Origin of the sequence: Brevibacillus daliensis, assembly GCF_021245735.1 — a bacterium.
Classification (GTDB): domain Bacteria; phylum Bacillota; class Bacilli; order Brevibacillales; family Brevibacillaceae; genus Brevibacillus_B; species Brevibacillus_B daliensis.
In genome coordinates this window covers 1-3831 of sequence record NZ_JAJISB010000054.1, presented here as the reverse complement: position 1 = coordinate 3831, position 3831 = coordinate 1, and the positions used below count along the sequence as shown (strand labels likewise).

Annotated in this window: 4 protein-coding genes; all 4 read right to left on the bottom strand. The window is 41.6% G+C overall.

Annotation, left to right across the window (positions count from 1 at the left end; translation table 11 throughout):
• Positions 1-102 precede the first annotated feature (102 nt).
• The 4 genes from pstB to LM917_RS23605 are packed head-to-tail and all read right to left on the bottom strand — an operon-like array spanning position 103 to position 3692.
• Complete coding sequence (gene pstB, locus LM917_RS23620; protein ID WP_373688825.1) at positions 103-876, bottom strand: phosphate ABC transporter ATP-binding protein PstB; 774 nt, start codon at positions 874-876, stop codon at positions 103-105.
• Positions 877-897: 21 nt separating this feature from the next.
• On the bottom strand, positions 898-1788 hold the full coding sequence (gene pstA / locus LM917_RS23615; RefSeq protein WP_232700158.1) for a phosphate ABC transporter permease PstA: 891 nt from the start codon (positions 1786-1788) through the stop codon (positions 898-900).
• Positions 1789-1791: 3 nt separating this feature from the next.
• Positions 1792-2775 (bottom strand): phosphate ABC transporter permease subunit PstC, encoded by a 984-nt coding sequence (pstC, locus tag LM917_RS23610; RefSeq protein ID WP_232700157.1) that lies wholly within the window; start codon positions 2773-2775, stop codon positions 1792-1794.
• A 32-nt stretch (positions 2776-2807) separates the two neighbouring features.
• Entirely contained in the window at positions 2808-3692 is an 885-nt protein-coding gene (locus tag LM917_RS23605) for a phosphate ABC transporter substrate-binding protein (protein ID WP_232700156.1), read from the bottom strand.
• Between the last annotated feature and the right edge of the window lie 139 nt (positions 3693-3831).

The window sequence follows — 3831 nt, the reverse complement described above, 5'->3', positions numbered from 1 at the left end:
AGGACATAACATATTAGTCATATATAATATGTTATGTCCTTAATTTATAAATCTTCTTTTAGTTTAGGTCTTGATAAGCTTATACTTGCTGGTTCCTCATCATTATCCGAATCGTCCGTTCAAGTAATCTCCTGTTTCCTTATGTGCAGGAGAGTTAAACAAGGTTTCGGTTCTATTTTTTTCAATCAATTCTCCCATTAAGAAGAAAGCTGTATCATCGGCTACACGCATCGCTTGGTGCATATTGTGTGTAACGATAACAATGGTATACTCATCTTTTAATTGAACAATCAGTTCCTCGATCTTAGCTGTAGACAATGGATCAAGAGCCGAACATGGTTCATCCAGAAGCAATATGTCAGGTCTCATTGCAATAGCACGAGCTAGACAAAGACGCTGCTGTTGACCACCTGATAACGCTAAGGCAGAAGAACCTAATCTATCTTTCACTTCGTTCCATAGCGCTGCTTTTTGCAGGCTTTCTTCCACTAATTGATCGAGATCCTGTTTTTTTGTCATCCCGTGAAAACGAGGGGCGAATGCGATATTTTCATAGATGGATTTTTGAAATGGATTAGCCTTTTGAAACAACATGCCAACCATTTGACGCAATCCTTCTTTTTTAATATCTGGCTGATAAATGTCAATTCCATCTAGATAAAGATTACCTGTAACACGGCAACCACTTATTTCATCATTCATCCGGTTAATCGTGCGTAGAAAAGTCGATTTCCCGCAACCAGAAGGACCAATGAACGCAGTAACTGCATTTCTTTTAATTTCCATATTAATATGACGAACGGCATGCTTCTCTCCGTAGTAGACTGAGAGGTCTTCCGCTTCAATCATGGCTGTTCGCTGTGCGATTGCTTGCATCATTTATTCCCTCTTCCTCTATTAGGCTGTCAACTTGGTCATACGTCTGTATAACCAACGTCCGAACCAACGAGCACTACCGTTAAAGATTAGTACTGCGATAACAAGTACAGCTGCTGCACCGTCTGCAATCTGTCTTGCATCCGAAACCAGACCTTCCGCATTGATTTTCCAGATATGAACGGCAAGTGATTCTGCCGGACGGAAAATGTTCCATGGAGAAGTAGTGCTGGTCACATCAAAATTTAACAGATGTAAATCTGGAGATGTCATACCTGCTGTAAATAATAGGGCTGCTGCCTCCCCGAATACACGACCAGAAGCAAGAACGATACCTGTTACTAGACCTGGCAAAGCTGCTGGTAATAACACCGAAACAATCGTTTTCCATTTCGTAATACCAAGTGCATAACTTGCTTCTTTTTGTTCCTTAGATACAGAACGGAATGCATCTTCTGTAATCCGAACCAGAAGTGGCAGGTTAAATACTGTTAACGCCAAGGCACCTGAAATCAAAGAGTAACCCCAACCTGTAATCGTAACGAAAAGCAATAGACCAAACATACCTACTACGATAGATGGTAACGATGATAATACTTCAATACATAAGCGAATCGCGCGCACCCATTTACGATCCGGTGCATATTCCGCCAAATAAATACCTGCTCCCAAACTGATCGGAACAGCCATTAGCATGGTTAATAGTAATAAATAAAACGAGTTAAATAATTGTGGACCAATCCCCCCACCAGGATTAAGCATATCAGGCGGAGAGGTAAGGAACTCCCAAGATAAATGAGCTGCCCCTTTACTAATTACATATCCAAGCAGTCCTGTTAACAAAATAATCAGCAGAACAGCAATACCTGTCAGTACACCAGTAGCAATTCTATCTCTTACCTTAGCACTCATGCTCTACTGACTCCCCTTTCTACCAATCATACGAATCACAAGAATAAAAAGAAGTGACATCGCAAGTAGTACTAAACACATTGTCCATAGTGCATTGTTATATGGTGTTCCCGGAATTGTGTTACCCATGTTAAGGGTGATTCCACTTGTCAGCGTGATGGAAGGATCAAATAAGCCACCAGGTAATTTCAGTGTATTACCGATAACCATTTGTACCGCTAACGCTTCCCCGAACGCACGAGCCATACCAAGTACGACTCCTGTCAAAACTCCTGAGCGAGCCGTGTATAAAACAACATGCTTACATGTTTGCCAGCGAGTAGCCCCTAATGCCAAGGAAGCTTGACGAAGTTCCTGAGGTACTGTCGCAATTGCATCAGATGCCACACTTGTTACCGTAGGCAGAATCATGACTGCAAGCACGATTCCCCCTGCCAGTAAGCTGAAACCAAGAATATCAAACTGCCCCCGTAAAAATGGTACAAGTACTGTTAAACCAACATAACCATAAACAACAGAAGGAATCCCAACCAAAAGCTCCATGACTGGCTTCAATACTTTTTGACCGAATTTCGGTCTAATTTCTGTCATGAATAAGGCTGCTCCCACACCAAGTGGAGCCGCAATCAACGTAGCAATCAACGTAACACTGAATGAACCTAGAATAAAGGCAATGGCACCGAATTGTCCTGGATCAGCTTCCGGGTCCCATTTTGATCCTGTAAAAAATTCTGTAATGCTTACTCCGTCCACCGCAAAAGTTGCGATACCTTTTGAAGCGATAAAATATAGGATGGAGAGCGTTAATAATCCAAGAAGCCCTGCACAGGCAGCCGTAACAATTTTTCCTGCTTTTTCTTCCCAAACCCGCTTTTTACTCAAGGCTAGTGATCCAGAAAGTTTTCCGGTAGGTGCGGGAAGAGTAGCTTTCCCTGCTTTTACCTTGCTACCCTGCTGTAACAGGGCTGATCTTTGATCTGCATTCACGTAACGCCCCTCCTTTACTAGTTATCATTGTCCTACGCTTTCGGTGTTACTTTCCCATCAGCATCACGATCAATCAACATAGCAGATGCTGGAATATACTTCATCGATTCAATAACGCCAATCTGTATATCTTCTGTCATCATATAGTCCAAAAATGCTTTTGTAGCCGGGTCTGGTTCACCTTTGGTGTACATGTGCTGATAAGCCCATACCGGATATTCATTCGTGATAATATTTTCATTCGTTGGTTCTACACCATCAAGCTTAATTGTTTGTACCATGTCATTCAGATAAGAGGTCCCCAAATAACCGATTGCCCCAGGTGTTTCAGAGATAATTTTACGCACAGTACCTGAGGATTCTTCTGTGATCCCGTCTGCTTCTGTATTTCCATCCAAAGCATATTGAACAAATGTGGCACGAGTACCTGAGTTTTTCGGCCTGTTGACCAACACAACTTCCTGATCTATTCCTCCAACGTCTTTCCAGTTGGTTATTTTTCCTGTAAAGATATCAATTAATTGCTGCTTTGTCAGATTAGTAACACCAACTTCGGCATTTACAACAGGTGCCATTCCTACAACGGCAATCTTGTGTCCAACAAGTTCCTTAGCAGGAACTCCTTTTTTCTCTTCGGCAAAAATATCTGAATTACCGATTGTTGCAGCTCCTGTAGTCACTTGACTAAGTCCTGTACCACTACCGCCGCCTTGAACCTGGATTTGTACTTTCGGGTTCTCTTCAATAAACTTTTTAGAAGCTTGCTCTATCAACGGCTGCATGGCAGTAGAACCAACCGTTGTTATCAATCCGCTTAAATCACCATCAGCATTATCTCCCGAATCATTACTGCAACCTGTCAACATCATACCGAGTGATAATACACCTGCGATAAAAATGGATGCTATTTTTTTCAAAGGGTAATCCTCCTTGTTTCTTTACCTGTTCTTCTTATTACATTTACAATCCTAAACTCTCCTCATAAAGCCAGAATGAATGAATCGTAAAAGTAGTGTTAATGAATGTAAAGTTTTTGTATAGATTGAGGATGAAAAA

Excerpts from the sequence above, each read along its gene's own strand:
- pstA (WP_232700158.1), bottom strand. The coding sequence starts at position 1,788 with ATGAGTGCTAAGGTAAGAGATAGAATTGCTACTGGTGTACTGACAGGT.
- pstB (WP_373688825.1), bottom strand. The coding sequence starts at position 876 with ATGCAAGCAATCGCACAGCGAACAGCCATGATTGAAGCGGAAGACCTC.